The sequence below is a fragment of the Aquabacter cavernae genome, from assembly GCF_003993795.1.
GTDB classification, from domain to species: domain Bacteria; phylum Pseudomonadota; class Alphaproteobacteria; order Rhizobiales; family Xanthobacteraceae; genus Aquabacter; species Aquabacter cavernae.
On sequence record NZ_RWKV01000008.1, the window covers coordinates 440,444 to 457,391 of the forward strand.

Consider the following 16,948-nt stretch of genomic DNA (forward strand, 5'->3'; position numbering starts at 1 on the left):
TTAGAGTGCGATGTGCCGATCAGGTTGATTTAATCCGACCGGTCCGCGCTCTCATTCGGAATGCTCGCGCATGCTGACCCTGTTCATCGGCAACAAGAACTATTCCTCCTGGTCGCTGCGCGCCTGGCTGGCGCTGAAGGCGAGCGACGTTGCGTTCGAGGAGCGGCTGCTGCCGTTCCACACGCCGGAATTCGCCGCCGCGTTCGAGGGGCTCGGTTCGCCGCACCGCGTGCCGCTTCTGGTCCATGACGGGGTGCCGGTGTGGGATTCCCTCGCCATCATCGAGCATGTGGCCGAGCGTTATCCCGACAAGGGCGTGTGGCCTGGAGACCGGGCGGCGCGCGCCATGGCGCGGTCCATTTCGGCGGAGATGCATTCCGGCTTCCCGAATCTACGCCGTCACATGCCCATGAATCTCTGGCGACCCGTGGAGCCGCGCGCCTATGGCGAGGATGTGGGCGCCGATATCGCGCGCGTCCTTGAGATCTGGCAGGCTGCGCGGGCGGCGTTCGGCGCGGGCGGGCCTTTCCTGTTCGGCCGGTTCAGCGCCGCGGACGCCATGTATGCCCCGGTGGCCACGCGCCTGCGCACCTATGCCGTGCCGCTCGATCCGGTGAGCGCCGCCTATGTGGAGGCGATCCATGCCGAGCCGAACTTCGTCGCCTGGAAGGCGGCGGGGGTGCAGGAGACCTGGGTGGAAGCCCATGACGAGGTGGATTGGCCGGTCGTGAAGCGCGAGAGCGCCGAATGACCTCCGCCGCGCCCACCCGCGCCGTTAAGCCGGGGGCGGCACCGGGGCCGCTCAATCTCATCAAGCTGTGCGTCGGCGCCGAGAGCGTCGAGGACCTGACCGGCTGGATCGCCGAGCGGCTCGCGGATTGCCGCGCGCGGGGCGTGCCGGAACGCCAGATCCATGTGACACGCATGGTGCCGAGCCGCGCCGAGGACCTTCTGGCCGGTGGCTCTCTCTATTGGGTCATCAAGGGCGAGGTGCTCTGCCGCCAGAGCCTGCTCGCCGTCGAACCGTTCGTGGACGGGGAGGGCATCGGCCGCTGCCGGCTGGTGCTGGATCCCGATGTGGTTCGCGTCGCGCCGCGCCCGTCCCGCCCGTTCCAGGGCTGGCGCTATCTGAAGGGCGCCGAGGCGCCTGCGGACCTTGCGGCCGGAAACAGCGGCGCCGGGCTGCCCGAGGATCTCCAGCGCGAACTGCGCCAGCTCGGCCTGCTCTGAGCCGACCCGCTTTCATCCCGCCCGCAGGTTGGCGACGAAGTGCCGGACCTCCCGCTGCAATTGCGTGGCCTGGGAGGAGAGCGAACTGGAGAGCGCCAGCATCTGGGTGGATGCGGCCCCGGTCATCTCGGCGGCGCGGCCGACGCCGTGAATATTGTCGTTGACGCCCTCCGTGCCGTGGGCGGCGTGCTGGGTGCTGAGCGCGATTTCCCGCGTGGCGGCGCTCTGCTCCTCGATGGCCGCCGCGATGGCGGTCGTGGCGCCCCTTATCTCGCCGATGATGCCGACGATCTTCTCGATAGAGGTCACGGTCCGCCGGGTGGCGCCCTGGATCTCCTTCACCTTGGTGCCGATTACGTCCGTGGCCCTGGCGGTCTGGGCGGCCAGCGCCTTCACCTCGCTGGCCACCACCGCGAAGCCCTTGCCCATCTCGCCCGCGCGGGCCGCCTCGATGGTGGCGTTGAGGGCGAGGAGATTGGTCTGGCCCGCAATGGTGGCGATCAACTGCACCACTTCGCCGATCTGGCCGGCGGCGCGGGACAGGTCGCGAATCTCGCCATGGGTCTGCTCGCTCGCCTGATGGGCGTCCTCCGCGATGCGGGCGGCGTGGCCCACCTGGCTGCCGATCTCCTGGACCGATGCGCTCATCTCCTCCGCCGATGACGCCACCGTCTGCACATTCTCGGACGCCTGGGTGGCCGCCCCCGAGACCGCCTGGGCCTGCCGGGAGGTCGCCTCGGCCGATGCGGCAAGGCTGCGGGCCGCGTCCGAGACCTCGTGGGAGGAGGTCGCGAAGGCCCCGGCGAGGGCGCCCATGCGGGCCTCGAAATCCAGGGCGATGGCCTCCCGGTCGTCGCGCAGGCGCTCAGCGTTGCGCTGTTCCTGGAGAGCCGCCTCCCGCCGCACCGTCTCGGCTTCGGCGAGTGCGTTGCGCAGCAATTCGGCGCTGCGCGCCATGGCGCCCAGCTCGTCGCGGCGTTTGGTGCCGGTGACAAGGGTGTCGAGCCGCTGTTCCGCGAGGTCGTTCAGCAAGGCCGTGGTGCGGCGGATGGGGCGGGCAATGCCGTATGTGGCGACCAGCGCGCTCAGGCCGAAGGCCAGCAGCATCACCGCGCCGAAACCGGACAAGGTGAGCATCATGGTGCGATCCGCGCGTTCCTTCAGCGCTGCCGCATGGGCATCCTGTGCCGCCTGCACCTTCGTGACGAAGGCGGAGATGCGCTCCGTCACCTGCTTCAGGGCCGGGTCGCAGGTGGCATGCATGATGGCCGTGGCGCGGGCATTGTCCTCCTCCGAGAAGGAGTTGGCGGTGAGGGTGATCGCTTCCGCGCAGGTCTTCTCGATGGTGGTGTCGAAGGTGGAAACCAGCGGGTCGATCTCGGCGCCATAGTCCGGCATCGAAGCGTTCGCCGATGCCATGTGGCGCTTGAAATTCTTGGTGGCGCCAGCGACGGCCCCCGCGACCTGCAGGTTCTCGCCGGTCAGGATACCGTTCAGCCCGCGATAGATGACGGTCTGGGTGAGCACAGCCGCCCGGTTTGCGGCGGCAAGGGAGAGAAGGCCCCGCGACGCCCTGTCATGAAGCGCCACCAGCCCGTCCTGTGTCCCGCGCGCATTGAGCGAGACGGCGGCGATCCCGCACAGGCCGGCGGCCAGCATCAAAGCGGAAAGGGCGAGGATCTTGAATCGAATCGGCCAGTGATTGAATCCCATCGGAAGGCACCATCCTTGGCGGCGAACTTCTTCGGTTCGCCTTGAACGTCCTCATCGACGGAGTCCGGCATCATGCGTGCCGTTATGCTCCTGCGACGACGCCATTGGAGGCACCCCGCGCTTGCCCCAGGCTTGCGCGTGCGCGAAATGTTGCCGGTTACGCAATCCCTGGTGGTCAAAGCGCGAGGGTATGGCCGCCCGGCAGGCCGGGCGGCGGAGGGATCAGCCCGCCCGCAGGTTTTCCACGAAGCGCTTCACTTCTTCCTGGAGCTGTCCTGCGCGGTCCGACAGGGAATTGGAGAGGGTCATCATCTGGGAGGAGGCGGAGCCGGTCATCTCGGCGGCACGGCCCACGCCCTGGATGTTGTCATTGACCGCTTCCGTCCCGTGGGCGGCGCTCTGGGTGTTGTGGGCGATCTCGCGGGTGGCCGCGCCCTGTTCCTCCACCGCCGAGGCGATGGCCGAGGTGGACTGGCGGATGTCGGAGATGATGCCCACGATGCGCTCGATGGAATCCACCGTGCGCCCGGTGGCACCCTGAATTTCGGACACCTTGCCGCCGATCACCTCGGTGGCCTTGGCGGTCTGGGCGGCGAGTTCCTTCACTTCGCTGGCGACCACCGCGAAGCCCTTGCCCATGTCGCCCGCGCGGGCCGCCTCGATGGTGGCATTGAGGGCGAGCAGGTTGGTCTGGGCGGCGATGTCGGTGATGAGCTGCACCACCTCGCCGATCTCCGCCGCCGCCCTGGAGAGGTCGCGGATTTCCCGGTGGGTCTGCTCGGCGCCGTCGGACGCGACGCGGGCCACATCTGCGGCGTGGCTCACCTGTTCGCCGATCTCGCGGATGGACGCGCTCATTTCTTCCGTGGAAGCCGCCACCGTCTGCACATTGGTGGAGGCATCCCCGGCCGCACCGGCCACGGCGCGGGCCTGGCGCGAGGTTTCTTCCGCCGAGGCGGACAGGCTGCGCGCGGCGTCATAGACCTCGCTGGAGGAATTAGCGAAGGCGCTGGCGAGGGCGCCCATCTTGGATTCGAAGGCATCGGCGATGGCGTTGCGTTCGTCGCGCAGGCGCGCGGCGTTGCGGCGCTCCTGCTCGGCCGCCTCGGCGCGCTCCACTTCCGCAGCCTCCAGGGCCTGCCGCAGGGTCTCGGTGCCGCGCGCGATGGTGCCCATTTCGTCCTTGCGCTCCAGGCCGGGCACGAAAGTGGTGAGCTTGCCCTGGGAGATGGAGGTGAGAACGCCGGTCAGGGTCTTGATGGGCCAGGAGATGCCGATCAGGGCCGTGAGCGCGGTGAGGATGAAGATGACGGTCAGGCCCACCGCGACGCCCGTGAGGGTCATGAAGGTGGTGGAGCGGGAATTATCGATGACGCCCCGGGTCGTGGTCTCCAGATTGGTCTGGAGGTCGCGCACCAGAACCACCAGCTTGTCGCCCACCTCCTGCATGGCCGGGCGGCAGGCCCGGTTCATCAGGCGCGAGGCCTCGGCATCATCCTCGCTGGAGGTGGAATCGAGGGCGATCTTGAGCGGCTCGGCGCAGGTGGTCTGCACCGCCTTGGTGAAGGCCGTCTGCAGCGGCTGCAGTTCGCCGCTCATCTGGGGGAGGATCTGCTTGGCCAGTTCCATCTGCTCGTTGAAGGTCTTGATACCCAGCGCCTGGCGGTCGGTGGCGGCCTTGGTGTCGTTGGCCGTGAGGGCGGCAAGGGCCTCGTAGAGCGAGGCATTGGTGAAGGCGAGGGCCTGGCTGGCGCGGGACAGGGCGATGGTCCCGGCGGCATCCTCGCGCACCAGCCGCTCAAAGCGGTTCTCGATGAAGCGGGAGGTTGAGTTCATGAAGTAGATGGCGCCGCCCGCCACGATGAAGAGCATGATCGCCAGCGAGACGAACTTCACGATGATGGGCCAGTGCTTGAAATTCACTTTCTCGATGAATGCCGCGAAGAAACCGCGGGGATGAGGCTCGGAATCTGAAAAGGTGGCGAGTGACATGAATCGGGCCCTTAAAAGCTGAAAAACACGTCTGTCATACGCACGCGGGAGCGGAGGCGCGCTCGCGGAAATGCCCGAGACCCCGCCGCTCAGGAAAAGCCGATCCCATGTGTTGCGGTGCAAGCTTGCATGGACCTTGCCGTCCCGCATCGCGGCGAACCCCTAAGGGTTGTTACGGAGCGGACGTCAAAACGCGACTGCCCGCGCCGAGGGCGCGGGCAGGGGTAACAGTCAGGTTCGGAAGATCGAGGGTGGTGGCTCAGGCGCCGGTATCGATGGGCTTCTCGCGAGAGGCCCACTCGGTCCAGGAGCCGTCATAGAGCGCCTGGGGACGCTTGCCGACGCTCTCCAGGGCTATCCACAGGATAGCGGCCGAGACGCCCGACCCGCAGGTGGTGATCACCGGGCGTGCCATGTCGAAGCCGATGGCGGACAGTTCCTCGCGGACCGTCTCGGCCGGCACGAGGTGGCCGTCCTTTACCAGCTTGGAAGACGGAAGGTTCAGGCTGCCGGGGATGTGGCCGGACTTGAGGTTGGGCCGGGGCTCCGGCGCCGCGCCCGTGAAGCGGCCGGCGGCGCGCGCGTCGAGGATCTGAGTCTGGCTGCCAATGGCCTTTTCCATATGGGCGATGTCCGCCACGATGGAGCGGTCCACGCGCGGGGTGAACACCGCCGCGGGGCGCCGGGACGGGCCGCTTTCGACATCGCGGCCTTCCGCGATCCATTTGGGCAAGCCGCCTTCCAGGATCTTCACGTCGCTCGCGCCGAACGCGCGGAAGGTCCACCAGACGCGCGGGGCCGAGAACAGGCCGTGCGCGTCATAGACCACGATCCGAACGCCGTCGCCGATGCCGAGCGCCCCCACGGCGGTCGCGAAGTCGCGCGGCTCGGGCAGCATGTGGGGCAGGTCGGTGGAATGGTCGGAGATGGCATCCAGGTCGAAGAAGACCGCGCCCGGAATATGACGCTCCAGATATTCCTGCGAAGCGACCCGCTCGGTGGGCGGCAGGATCCAGGTGGCGTCCACGATGACGAGGTCGGGCGCGCGCAGATTCTCGGCGAGCCAGTCGGTGGAGACGAAGAGGGACATGGTTCAGGTTCCGGAAAACGAAATTCAGACGAGGACGTTCGGCACTTCGACCTTGCGCTCCAGCCACGCCGGGACCGGCAGGCTCTTGGTGCGCAGGAAGTCGGGGTTGAAGAGCTTGGACTGATAGCGCGTGCCGTAGTCGCACAGGATGGTGACGATGGTGTGCCCCGGCCCCAGTTCCCGCGCGAGGCGAATGGCGCCCGCCACGTTCACGCCGGAGGAGCCGCCGAGGCACAGGCCCTCATGCTCCAGCAGGTCGAAAACGATGGGCACGGCTTCTTCGTCGGGGATCTGGAAGGCCATGTCCACGGGGGCGTCCTCCAGGTTGGCGGTGATCCGCCCCTGGCCGATGCCCTCGGTGATGGACGAGCCCTCGGCCTTCAGTTCGCCGGTGGTGTAATAGGAATAGAGCGACGCCCCCATGGGGTCGGCCAGGGCCACCTTGATGGCAGGGTTGCGCGCCTTCAGCGCCATGCCGATGCCCGCAAACGTGCCGCCCGTGCCCACGGAGCAGACGAAGCCGTCCACCTTGCCGCCGGTCTGGTCCCAGATTTCCGGGCCGGTCGTGTCGAAATGGGCCTGCCGGTTCGCCACATTGTCGAACTGGTTGGCCCAGATGGCGCCGTGCGGCTCGGTTTTGGCCAGCGCCTCGGCGAGGCGGCCGGAGACCTTCACGTAATTGTTCGGGTTGGCATAGGCGACGGCGGGCACTTCCACGAGGGTGGCGCCGGCGAGCCGGAGCATGTCCTTCTTTTCCTGGGACTGGGTCTCGGGAATGACGATCACGGTCTTGAAGCCGAAGGGGGCGGAGACCAAGGCGAGGCCGATGCCGGTATTGCCGGCGGTGCCTTCAACGATGACCCCGCCCGGCTCGAGCGTGCCCTTGGCGATGGCGTCCTGGATGATGCCGAGCGCCGCGCGGTCCTTCACGGACTGGCCGGGATTGAGGAATTCCGCCTTGCCGAGAATCGTGCAGCCGGTCTCTTCCGAGGCTTTCTTGAGCCGGATCAGCGGGGTGTTGCCGATGGAATCGAGGAGGCCGTTACGGATGGTCATGGCGGAAAACCTTGAAGAAAGGGAACGCAAACTAGCCGGAACCATCCTGGCGCGGCAACCGAGGGACGCTAATTTCCCCTGATGTGCTCGAACGCGCGCAGCGCCCGCGCCCGCGCCGCATCATGGTCCACCAGCGGGCGCGGATAGGTGATGCCGAGGCGCACCCCGGCCCGCGCCAGCGCTGCCGCATCCGCCGCCCAAGGCTTGTGGATCAGGCTGTTCGGCAGGCGCGCCAGTTCCGGCACGAAGGCGCGCACATATTCGCCCGCCGGATCGAATTTCTCGCCCTGGAGCACGGGGTTGAAGACACGGAAATAGGGCGCGGCGTCCGCGCCGGTCCCGGCCACCCATTGCCAGCTGGCGGGATTATTGGCGGGGTCCGCATCCACCAGCGTGTCCCAGAACCACGCCTCGCCCTCGCGCCAGTCGATGAGCAGGTGCTTGGCGAGGAAGGACGCCACCACCATGCGCACGCGGTTATGCATCCACCCCGTCTGCCAGAGCTGGCGCAGGCCCGCATCCACCAGGGGATAGCCGGTGAGGCCCTTGCGCCACGCCTTCAACTCGCCGGACGCCTCCCGCCAGGGGAAGGCATCGAAGCGGGGCTGGAGGTTGCGCACGCGCAGGTCCGGCTCCGCTTCCAGCAGGTGGTGGGAGAATTCCCGCCAGAGCAGCTCCGCCTCGAACTTCTCCGCATCCCCGTGCGGCGCCTCGCCCGCCTCGGCGGCGCCCCGGATGGCATAGAGCACCTGGTTCGGGGAGAGTGCGCCGGAGGCCAGATAGGGCGACAGGCGCGACACATGCTCGGCGTCGGGCCTGTCACGCCCTTCCGCGTAGCCTTCCAGCCCGTCCGTGATGAAGTCCGCAAGACGCTTCCGGCCGCCCGCCTCGCCGCAAGTCCAGGCCGCGCGCATCCCACCCGCCCAATCGGGCGCGGTGGGCTCCAGCCCCTGGGCGGTGATCCAGGCTTCGACATCGTCGGACGGAAGGGTGCCGACCCCGGTCAGGCTCGGCGGCACGGGGAGCGGGCGGCGCGGCTCGGCGGCCTTGCGGCTGGCGCGCTGGAAGGCGCTGAAGGTGCGGGGCAGGCCGCCCGCCATGGTGCGGATCGAGCCCGGCTTGTAGAGCAGGTGGCCGTTGAAGCGCTTGACGGTGATGCCGTCATCTTCAAGCGCCGCCGCCACGGCTGTGTCCACCCGCGCCTCGGCCGCGCCGGGCCGGCTGTTGAAGGCGAGCCGTTCCGCTCCGATGTCGCGCGCCAAAGCAGGCACGAGATCGGCCGCCCGGCCGGTGCGCAGGAGGAGGGGGATGTTCCGCGCTGCGAGGTCTGCGGCGAGGGCCCGGAGCGATCCAGCCAGCCACCAGCGCGCCGCGCCGCCCATGGCGCGTATCCCATGCGAATCCTCGTCCAGCACGTAAAGGGCCGCCACGGGGCGGGCGTCTTCCGCCGCCCAGGCGAGGGCGGGATTGTCATGAAGGCGCAGGTCGCTGCGGAACCAGAGAAGGGTGGGGCGCATGGCATGTCCTCATATCGAGGGGCGGGGATGCCGACGCATCCGCCTCTCGAACGCTCAATGGCCGCGCGATGCCGATATCGGGCGGCGCCCGCTTCTACGGCTGCGGTCGCGTCTTGGATGCCTCATGCCGGACCCTGGTCCGGCATGGCTCGTGCTTGCCGGTCATATGGGTGTAGTGTCGGCGAAAAGCCAATCGGATGGGGATTAGATTTTGCCGAGACTGGATACCGTCGTCGAGGAGATCGCGGCGCGCATGCGCTCGCGCGAAGAGCGCGGCAAGGTGGCGAGCTATATTCCGGAGCTTGCCAAGGTGCCGCTGGACCAGTTCGGCATCGCCGTCTTCACGGCGGACGGCGAGATGTTCACGGCGGGCGATGCCGACATTCCCTTCTCCATCCAGAGCATCTCTAAGGTCTTCACCCTGACCCTGGCGCTCGGCAAGGTGGGTGACCAGCTCTGGAACCGGGTGGGCAGGGAGCCTTCGGGCCATCCCTTCAACTCCATTGTCCAACTGGAATATGAGAAGGGAAAGCCCCGCAATCCCTTCATCAATGCCGGTGCCATCGCGGTGACGGACGTGCTGCTGGCGGGACACCAGCCACGCGAGGTTCTGGGGGAGATCCTGCGCTTCTGCCGTTTCGTGGCCGATGACGACACGGTGGCCATCGATGAGCATGTGGCGCGCTCGGAGAAGGTGACGGGCTTCCTCAACACCGCCCTCGCCAATTACATGAAGGCGTTCAAGATGATGGAGAATCCGGTGGAGCACGCCCTCGGCGTGTATTTCCACCACTGCGCCATCACCATGACCTGCCGCCAACTGGCCATGGCGGGCCGCTACCTCGCGTTTTCCGGCCGCCTGCCGGGCAAGGGCGTGTCGGTGATCTCCTCGGAGCGGGCGCGACGCATCAATGCCCTCATGCTCACCTGCGGCCATTATGACGGCTCGGGCGACTTCGCCTTCCGCGTGGGCCTGCCGGGCAAGAGCGGCGTGGGCGGGGGCATTCTGGTGGTGGCGCCGGAAAAGGCCTCCATCGCCGTCTGGTCGCCCGGCCTCGATCCCCACGGCAATTCAGTGCTCGGCTCCCTGGCGCTGGAGCAACTGGCCAAGGCCATGCACTGGTCGGTGTTCGGCGGCTGATACCAACGGCAGCCTTGAAAAAGTCCGGAGGGCGGGGCATGGAAGGCGACGGTCGGCAGTTCACCGAGGCGTCGCTGTTCCCTTTGCGGAAAGCTAAACCTGCCGTTTTGCCTAACGTCGCTCACACTCGTCCCGTGCCGCGTCGGAAGCCAGCGACCAACGACATCGATTTGCGATCCCGGCACGACCGAGGATGAGTGATGTCCAGACAAACCCTGTCCTTCGAGACGAAGGACCTCTCCGCTTTCGCGCGTGCGCTCGGGCGTGAGTTGGCCCGCGCCGAGGGCGCGCCCGGCCATCTCGCGCTGCTGAACATGCTCGCGCGCGCCGGCGGCTTTCGGAACTACCAGCATCTGCGCCAGGACGCCGAGGCCCATGACCGCCTGGAAGCCGTCCCGTCAGCTCCCGCGCCGGTGGATCATCGCCGCGTGGAGCGCGTGTGCCGCCATTTCGATGCGCAGGGACGCCTGGTGCGCTGGCCCGGCAAGGCCAGCGAACGCACCTTGTGCATCTGGGCGCTGTGGGCGCGCCTTCCCACGCGGGAAACCCTGAGCGAGAAGGCCGTGAACGCCGCTCTGAATGAGCAGCACCTGTTCGCCGATCCCGCCCTGTTGCGGCGGATCATGTGCGATGACGGTCTCATGTGGCGCACCCGTGACGGGCGGGCCTATCGCCGCCTGGAAGCGGCACCGCCGCCGGAGGCCGTGGCGCTCATCCGCGCTTTGCGGCTGCGGTCCCCGGCAAGGGGAGGGTAGGGATGCGTCACGCCATTCCCCGCACCCTGGAGACCGGCCTTGGCCCCGTCGAACTGCTGGACAGCGGGACGGGGCCGGCCCTGCTCGCCCTGCATGGTGGAATGGGCGGTTGGGATCAGGGGCAGATCCTGGCGCAGACCCTGTTCGGCCTCCGCCCGCCCTTCCGTCTGCTGTCGCCTTCGCGGCCCGGCTATCTCGGCACGCCGCTCGCAGGCCGTGTGACACCGGCCATGCAGGCGGACTTGTTCGCCGCGAGTCTGGACCGGCTGGGTGTGGACAAGGCCCTCGTGGCCGCCGTCTCGGCGGGCGGGCCGGGGGCAGTTGCCTTCGCGGCCCGCCACCCTGATCGCTGTTCGGGCCTGATTCTCGTCTCCGCCTGCACGGGCGGGCTCGCCATGCCGCCCGGCGCGGCGCGGCGATTGCCCTTCATCCGCCTCGCCACCCGCATTCCGCCGCTTGCGGGGCTCCTGAGCCTCCTGGCGCGGGCGAATCCCACAAGGGCGGCCCGGCGCTCCATCTTGGACGAAGAGGTGCTGCACGAAACCCTGCGCCATCCGGAGGCAGGCCCGCTGCTGGTGGCGCTCCAGAACAGCGTCGCCAGCCGTCTGGCGGCGCGCCTGCCGGGGACGCTGAACGATGTGGCCCAGTTCGGCGCCATGGGCCCGCTGCCGCTCTCCGGCCTGCGCGTGCCCGTGCTCGCCATCCACGGCACCGGCGACCGCGTGGTGCCGGTCTCTCATCTGGATCGGGTGGAGGCGGAAGTCGCCCATGCCGCCATCCTGCGCATTCCGCGGGGCGAGCATGTGTGCCTCGTCACCCATCTTGATGCGGTACGGACCGCGGCGGCGCGATTGGCGGCGTTGGCGGAGGCCTGAAAAGAAAATCCCCCGTCCGCAGGGCGAACGGGGGATTTTCGGAAAGATCCGAAGCCGCATGGCGAACTTCGGAAGTGTTGGCTCCCCGGGCCGGATTCGAACCAGCGACCAACCGGTTAACAGCCGGTTGCTCTACCACTGAGCTACCGGGGAATAGGCGCTCACTTGCGAGGCGCGCCATATAGCAATGGAGCGCGGGCTTGTGAAGCCGCTTCGGCAAGAAATCTGCCGAAGAAGCTCACGCGCTCAATAAAGCAGGGGCGTTCTTGCCCTCCCGGCCTTCCATCTCGTGGGCGAACTGCATCTGGTAGAAGCTGTAATAGCGGCCCTTCGCGGCCATCAGCTCCTCGTGGCGGCCCACTTCCACCACCTTGCCGCCGTCCACAACGCAGATCTTGTCCGCGCGCACCACGGTCTGGAGGCGATGGGCGATGACGATGGTGGTACGGCGGCTCTGGAGGGTTGTGAGGGCCTTCTGCACCTCCGCCTCCGATTCGCTGTCCAGTGCCGCCGTGGCCTCGTCCAGGAGGAGGATGGGGGCATCCTTGAGGAAGGCGCGGCTGATGGCGATTCGCTGGCGCTGGCCGCCGGACAGCTGCACGCCGTGCTCGCCCACCTGGGTGTCGTAGCCGTGCTCGAAGCCCGAGATGAAGTCATGGGCGTGGGCGGCCTTGGCGGCGGCGATGATCTCGTCCTCGCTCGCGCCGGGGCGGCCGAGGGCAATGTTCTCGCGCACCGTGCCGGAGAACAGGAACACGTCCTGGCTCACGAGTGCCGAAGCGGCGCGCACGGAGTGCAGCCCATGGGCCATCACGTCGTTCCCGTCGATTCGGATGGTGCCGGCGCTTGGCGTGTAGAAGCGCTCGATAAGATTGACGATGGTGGTCTTGCCGCCGCCGGAAGCGCCCACCAGGGCCGTGGTCTGGCCGGGCTCGGCCACGAGATTCACACCGCGCAGCACCGGCTCGCCCTCGCGATAGCCGAACACCACCTCGTCGAACTCGATCCGCGCGCGGTCCACGGGCAGCTTGGGCAGGTTGTCGTCGCCCATTTCAGGGGCGTCGCCGTCCAGCAGCTCGAAGAGCATGCCGGCGCCGATCACCATGGGCGTGAGGTCCACATGGAACCGGGCGAGGCGCTTGGCGGGCTCATAGGCCAGCAGCAGCGCCGTCAGCACCGAGAAGAACTCGCCGGGGGTACGGTCCAGCACCACCACGTTATAGCCCGCATAGAGGATGACGCCGGCGATGGCGAAGCCGCCCAGCGTCTCCATGAGGGGGCTGGACTTGGCCTGGGTGCTGGTGAGGTTGTTGGCCGCCCGCTCCACCTCGTCCACATAGGTGTGGACCCGCTCGCGAACCACCGGCTCCAGCGTATAGGCCTTCACGGTGCGCACGCCCTGGATGAACTCCATGGCGATGGAATTCAGCTTCACCGCGCTGCCGAACTCGCGCTTGAAGATGAGCTTCGCCTTCTTGATGAGCTTGCGGGTGCCGACGACGGCCACCGGCATGACCACTGCCGAAATGATGGCGAGGAACGGATCCTGGATCACCGCCACCGTTGCCAGTGCCAGCAGGGACAGCACATCGCGGCCCATGGAGGTGATGACGAGGTTCAGCGCGTCACGCGCCGAATTGGCGCCCGATGAAAAGCGCATGGTGATGTTGGCGGTGTGGTTGTTCGCGTAATAACGAACGTCCTTGCCGAGCAGCCGGTCGAAGATGCGCTTCTGGTTGTCGGCCACAATGCGGTTGCCCACCCGCGCCATGGTCACCGTCTGGGCGTAAGCGGAGAAGCCCTTCACGATGGACAGGCCCATCATGGTGAGCGCCACGGCCCAGATGGCGGCGGTGGTGGGGGTGACGAAGATCGAGTCGATCGCATCCTTCATGAGATAGGCCATGCCGCCGGTGGCGGCGGCCATCAGGCCCATGAAGGAGAAGGCGATTGCATAGCCCTTCCAGTGCCGCATCCCGTCCGAGACGAACAGGCGGTAGATCACGCTCAGGCTTTCATCCCTGAGGATGGCGGCGCGAACACGCTCCAAGAAGGCAGCGATCATCAAGGTCTCCGGTTTGAGCCGTGCAGCGCCGTCACGGCGCGAGTGTTCTTCGTCGCGACGAGAAGGGGCGCGGAAGAACGGAGCGGCAAAGCAATCATCGGCTCAGGCTTTCGCCGCTGTTGGAGGCCACGCCCGGAATCGAACCGGGGTGCACGGATTTGCAGTCCGCTGCGTAACCACTCCGCCACGTGGCCTCATTCGCCGGGTTGTTAAAGCAGGACGGGCAGTTCTGCAAGTGACCGCCCCGGCACGGGGGCGGCGCGGCGGCCGTCAGGTGGCTGAAATGGGGCTCACGCAAGGTCATCCCGGGGCTGTCCCGGATGGGTCAATTATTGCGCGGACTATCGACTTGAGGATGACGCACGCGGCAGCTAGGCAGGCGCATCGCTCCGTGCGGGGGCGATGATTCAGGAGTAGTCCGATGAAAATGCGCACCCTCATTGCCGCCGGCGTCGTGGCGCTCGCGCCGACCTTCGCTCTCGCCGCAGATCCGATCCTGGCGGTCGGCTTCGTGGTGAAGGAAGAGATCAAGGCGAAGGTCTCTGCCGTGGACGAGAAGTCGCGCACCTTCACCCTGGTGGGCCCGGCCGGGAATTGGATGGTCATCAAGGCCACCCCGGAGATGCAGAATTTCCCGCAGATCAAGGTGGGCGACACCATCGTGGCGGCCATGGAGCAGGCCACCGAGATCAGCGTCGTGCATGCCAATGACGGCACGCCGCTCCCGGTAGACATCCAGACCCTCGACACCGCGCCGAAGGGCGCCAAGCCCGGCGTGATCGTGACCGACCGCCGCGAGATCGCGGCCACCATCACCAAGATCGCCGCCGACACCCGCACCATCACCCTGCAGGGCCCACTGGGCAATTCCGCGGACGTGAAGGTGCCGGGCGCTCCGGACGCCGACAAGGACGGCTTCAAGAAGCTGGGCGTGGGCGACCACGTGATCTTCCGTCAGGTGACCGTGGTCGGCATCGGCGATGCCGGCGCCGCTGCTCCCGCTGCTGCTCCCGCTGCTGCGCCCGCGGCTCCCGCGGCTCCCGCCAAGTGATCCGGTCTAAACTGATCCGGTCCACGTGACCTCGGGGCGGGGGCGGCAGAGGCTGCCCCCGCCTTGCTTCCGGCGGATGGCGAATGGGTGCGCTGCGGGGGAATGACCCGGCGGGCCGCTTGCAAATGGTCCGGCGGTGTGGCTCTTGACCCTGGAATGGCTCAAATGCGGACAAGCCGAAGGGGTTTGCCATGATCGATTTCGCCGAGTTGCGTCGTGGAATGGTGGATGGTCAGGTCCGCACGAACGATGTGACCGATCCGGGTATCGTCGATGCGATGCTGGAGATCCCGCGCGAGCGATTCGTCCCTGAGGCCCTCAAGGCACTGGCCTATATCGATGACGACCTGATCGTCCGGCAGGCGGGCCCCGGCGGCCCGGCCCGCTACCTCCTGGAGCCCATGTTCCTCGCCAAGCTGCTCCAGCTTGCGGACGTGCAGGCCACGGACCTCGTGCTCACCATCGGCGCGGGCACCGGCTATGCCGCCGCCCTGCTGGCGCGGCTCAGCAGCCAAGTGGTCTCGGTCGAAGACGATTCGGAACTGGTGGCGGCTGCGAATTCGGCCCTCGCGGATGTGGATGTGGGCAATGTGGCCACCTTCCAGGGCCCGCTCACGGCGGGCTGGGCGTCCGAGGCGCCCTATGACGTCATTTTCCTGAACGGCTCGATCGAAGTGATTCCCGATGCGCTCATCGCGCAGCTGAAGGATGGCGGCCGGCTGGTTGCGGTAAAGGGTCGTGGCGGGGCCGGGCGGGCCAGCACGTTCACCAAGGTGGGCAGCGCCCTTTCGGAATATCCCACCTTCAACGCCTCCGTCCCGCTGCTGCCGGGCTTCGAGGCCCCGCCGCGCTTCACCTTCTGAGGCGGTTAGGGCAGGGGCTGTGGCCCATCTGCCGCGGTTAACATAAAAGCTACTTTTGGTTCGGCCGCTCGGTTCCCTCGGCTGAAACCTATGGATATGGTCCGAACGCACATGCTGAGCTGGGCGGATCAGCATGTTTCGTTTGCGTGGGTCGGGGAGAGGTTCATGTCCCTTTCGGCGCGGTTTAGCCTGCGCGTTAATGTGTTCGGTTCGCTGGCAGCGGCTTCAATGCTCATGCTGCCGGTGGGAGCGAACGCACAGTCGCTCGATGCTGCCCTTGCGGCGGCCTATATCAACAATCCGTCTCTCAATTCGCAGCGGGCGGGAACCCGTGCGGTGGACGAGAACGTGTCCCAGGCGCTGTCCGGGTATCGGCCGAACGTGTCGGCGGGTGCCAGCGTCGGGTCGCAATATTCGCGCTACACGGCCGGCGGTCAGACCACGGACGGGACCATCGCGCCCCGCTCCTATAATCTCACCGTCACCCAGACCATCTTCAACGGCTTCCTCACCGCCAACACGACGCGGAAAGCCGAATCGCAGGTGAAGGGCTCGCGCGAGACCCTGCGCAACACCGAGCAGACCGTTCTGCTGAATGGCGTCACGGCCTATATGAACGTGATCCAGGGCGTCGCGTTGCTGGAACTGCAGAATCAAAATCTCGCTTCGCTCCAGCAGGAACTGCGCGCCACCCGCGATCGGTTCAATGTGGGTGAAGTAACCCGTACCGACGTGGCACAGGCCGAGGCGCGCGTCGCCGAGGCGCAGTATGAGGTGGCCCAGGCGGTCGCCAACCTGTCGTCCTACCGGGCAGTGTATCGTCAGGTGATCGGGCAGGAGCCGGGCAAGCTGATCGCTCCCGGCGCCGGCATCGAGCGGCGCATCCCGGTCAATCTCGACGGGGTGATCCGCACGGGTCTGCAGCATCATCCTGCCGTTCAGGCGTCGCAGTATGCGGTGGACGCGGCCAACTTCCAGGTGCGCATGGCCGAGAGCAATCTCGCCCCCGTCGTGAGCGCCACGGGACAGGCCCAGTTGAACCATGACCAGTCCGGGACTGTGGATTCCCAGTCCGGCGCGAGCGTCATGCTCAACCTGACGGTGCCGATCTATCAGGGCGGCTCGGAATACTCAGCCATCCGGCAGGCCAAGGAATATCTGACACAGGCCCGCATCGAGGTGGATGTCAACCGCGACCAGGTGCGCACCCTGGCTGTGCAATATTGGGGTTCGCTCGTCGCCGCCAAGGCGCAGATCGAATCCGCGCAGTCACAGGTGGCGGCGAACACGCTGGCGCTCGAAGGCGTGCGTGAGGAATGGCGGGTCGGTCAGCGCACCACCACGGACGTGCTGAACGCGCAGACGGACCTGACCAACTCCAAGTCCGCCCTCGTGGTCGCTCAGCGCGACCGCGTGGTGGCCGCCTACTCGCTGATCTCCACCATCGGCCAGATGGACGCCGTCTCGCTGAGCCTCAAGGTGCCGGTCTACGACCCGAAGGTGCACTACAATCAGGTCCGCGACAGTTGGGCCGGGGTGCGCACGCCGGACGGAAAGTAGGGGACGCGGCCCGGGCGGTGCCTATCGCCTGCCCGGGCTT

The 16,948-nt window shown here is 67.3% G+C and carries 14 protein-coding genes and 2 tRNA genes; 8 read left to right on the plus strand and 8 right to left on the minus strand.

All coding sequences use genetic code 11. The features are described 5' to 3' along the window. The first annotated feature begins 70 nt into the window (after positions 1–70). Both EJJ38_RS06850 and EJJ38_RS06855 read left to right on the plus strand, forming a co-directional pair. Positions 71–751, plus strand: a complete 681-nt coding sequence (locus tag EJJ38_RS06850) for a glutathione S-transferase family protein (RefSeq protein ID WP_127089351.1) — start codon at positions 71–73, stop codon at positions 749–751. Further along, positions 748–1,230 (plus strand): DUF1489 family protein, encoded by a 483-nt coding sequence (locus EJJ38_RS06855; RefSeq protein ID WP_127089352.1) that lies wholly within the window; start codon positions 748–750, stop codon positions 1,228–1,230. The genes EJJ38_RS06850 and EJJ38_RS06855 overlap by 4 nt, the downstream gene beginning before the upstream one ends. Before the next feature lie 12 nt (positions 1,231–1,242). On the opposite strand, the gene EJJ38_RS06860 is transcribed toward EJJ38_RS06855, so the two are convergent. The 5 genes from EJJ38_RS06860 to EJJ38_RS06880 form a co-directional block, all read right to left on the minus strand. Continuing rightward, positions 1,243–2,943 carry a methyl-accepting chemotaxis protein gene (locus EJJ38_RS06860; RefSeq protein WP_127089353.1) on the minus strand — a complete coding sequence of 567 codons (1,701 nt, stop codon included), beginning with the start codon at positions 2,941–2,943 and terminating at the stop codon, positions 1,243–1,245. Positions 2,944–3,165: 222 nt separating this feature from the next. Next, on the minus strand, positions 3,166–4,935 hold the full coding sequence (locus tag EJJ38_RS20430; RefSeq protein WP_127089354.1) for a methyl-accepting chemotaxis protein: 1,770 nt from the start codon (positions 4,933–4,935) through the stop codon (positions 3,166–3,168). Between the two features lie 259 nt (positions 4,936–5,194). Continuing rightward, complete coding sequence (gene sseA, locus EJJ38_RS06870; protein ID WP_127089355.1) at positions 5,195–6,025, minus strand: 3-mercaptopyruvate sulfurtransferase; 831 nt, start codon at positions 6,023–6,025, stop codon at positions 5,195–5,197. Positions 6,026–6,049: 24 nt separating this feature from the next. After that, a complete protein-coding gene (locus EJJ38_RS06875) occupies positions 6,050–7,081 on the minus strand; it encodes a cysteine synthase A (RefSeq protein WP_127089356.1) in 1,032 nt (343 codons plus the stop codon). Positions 7,082–7,149: 68 nt separating this feature from the next. Next, positions 7,150–8,598 (minus strand): cryptochrome/photolyase family protein, encoded by a 1,449-nt coding sequence (locus tag EJJ38_RS06880; RefSeq protein WP_127089357.1) that lies wholly within the window; start codon positions 8,596–8,598, stop codon positions 7,150–7,152. 211 nt (positions 8,599–8,809) lie between these two features. On the opposite strand from EJJ38_RS06880, the gene EJJ38_RS06885 reads away from it, so the two are divergent. The 3 genes from EJJ38_RS06885 (at position 8,810) to EJJ38_RS06895 (ending at position 11,369) form a co-directional block, all read left to right on the plus strand. Then, on the plus strand, positions 8,810–9,739 hold the full coding sequence (locus EJJ38_RS06885) for a glutaminase (RefSeq protein ID WP_127089358.1): 930 nt from the start codon (positions 8,810–8,812) through the stop codon (positions 9,737–9,739). A gap of 200 nt (positions 9,740–9,939) precedes the next feature. Beyond that, positions 9,940–10,494: a DUF2087 domain-containing protein gene (locus EJJ38_RS06890; RefSeq protein WP_127089359.1), complete on the plus strand. Its 555-nt coding sequence runs from the start codon at positions 9,940–9,942 to the stop codon at positions 10,492–10,494. A 2-nt stretch (positions 10,495–10,496) separates the two neighbouring features. Next, complete coding sequence (locus tag EJJ38_RS06895) at positions 10,497–11,369, plus strand: alpha/beta fold hydrolase (RefSeq protein ID WP_127089360.1); 873 nt, start codon at positions 10,497–10,499, stop codon at positions 11,367–11,369. Positions 11,370–11,447: 78 nt separating this feature from the next. On the opposite strand, the gene EJJ38_RS06900 is transcribed toward EJJ38_RS06895, so the two are convergent. From EJJ38_RS06900 to EJJ38_RS06910, 3 genes are all read right to left on the minus strand, one after another. Beyond that, a tRNA-Asn gene (locus EJJ38_RS06900) sits at positions 11,448–11,522 on the minus strand. Between the two features lie 85 nt (positions 11,523–11,607). Continuing rightward, positions 11,608–13,434 (minus strand): ABC transporter ATP-binding protein, encoded by a 1,827-nt coding sequence (locus EJJ38_RS06905; RefSeq protein ID WP_127089361.1) that lies wholly within the window; start codon positions 13,432–13,434, stop codon positions 11,608–11,610. Positions 13,435–13,554: 120 nt separating this feature from the next. After that, a tRNA-Cys gene (locus EJJ38_RS06910) sits at positions 13,555–13,628 on the minus strand. A gap of 227 nt (positions 13,629–13,855) precedes the next feature. Here EJJ38_RS06910 and EJJ38_RS06915 point away from each other — a divergent pair. From EJJ38_RS06915 to EJJ38_RS06925, 3 genes are all read left to right on the plus strand, one after another. Further along, positions 13,856–14,485, plus strand: coding sequence for a hypothetical protein (locus EJJ38_RS06915; protein ID WP_127089362.1), 630 nt, complete (start codon positions 13,856–13,858; stop codon positions 14,483–14,485). Positions 14,486–14,676: 191 nt separating this feature from the next. Further along, a complete protein-coding gene (locus EJJ38_RS06920; protein WP_127089363.1) occupies positions 14,677–15,348 on the plus strand; it encodes a protein-L-isoaspartate O-methyltransferase family protein in 672 nt (223 codons plus the stop codon). A 165-nt stretch (positions 15,349–15,513) separates the two neighbouring features. Beyond that, a complete protein-coding gene (locus tag EJJ38_RS06925; protein WP_205666116.1) occupies positions 15,514–16,908 on the plus strand; it encodes a TolC family outer membrane protein in 1,395 nt (464 codons plus the stop codon). The last annotated feature ends 40 nt before the right edge of the window (positions 16,909–16,948 follow it).